Source organism: Streptomyces viridosporus (assembly GCF_002078235.1).
GTDB lineage: Bacteria > Actinomycetota > Actinomycetes > Streptomycetales > Streptomycetaceae > Streptomyces > Streptomyces viridosporus.
The window spans coordinates 1-679 of the sequence record NZ_MSGP01000851.1 but is presented as its reverse complement, the minus strand read 5'-3'; the positions used below and the strand labels follow the sequence as shown (position 1 = coordinate 679).

Sequence of the window (679 nt, the reverse complement as noted above, 5' to 3'; positions counted from 1 at the left end):
TGCTCGACGAGGACGGCATCGCCCTCGGGGAGTACGGCGAACCCGGGACGACCGTGCTCGCGCTGTCCGCGCTCACCGGGGACGGGGTCGGTGACCTGCGGGAGGCGCTGGCCCGTTTCGTGGTCGAACGGGGGGCCCCGGCCCGCCGGATCTCCGCGGACGTGGACGTCGCCGCGGCCCGGCTGTGGCCCGTGTACGCCACCCGCCGGCGCGCCGGGCTGAGCGAGGAGGCGCGCGAGGAGTTCTCGGACCGGCTCGCGGACGCCGTGGGCGCCACCGCGGCGGGCGAGGCCGCCGAGCGGGCGTGGCTGCGCAACGCCAACCGCGCGTGCGGCACGCCCTGGCTGCGGCTGTGGCGCTGGTGCCAGGACCGGGGCGATCCGATCACGGGACGGCAGCTCCTGCGGGGGCAGGCCGACGAGGAGATCACGGCCCGGCAGCNNGTGCGCGCGGGACTGCCGCCGGGCAGACCGCCGAGGCCCGGGTGGTGGCCGGTGGCCGTGCTGGTCCAGGCGTCGATGACGCTCCTCCAGTTCGTGGGCGGGCTGTGGCTGCTGGGCCAGATCATCGGGGTCGTGCCGCCGAACCTGGGGGTGCCGGTGCTGCTGATGGTGATCGGCATCGTCGGCGGACCGCTCATCGAGTGGAGCTGCCGCATGGCCGCCCGGGGGCCGGCCCG

General features: G+C 77.0%; 1 pseudogene. It reads left to right on the top strand.

Annotated elements, in window-relative coordinates:
• Window positions 1–679, top strand: a pseudogene (locus B7L92_RS38130) (ATP-binding protein); the annotation flags it as partial.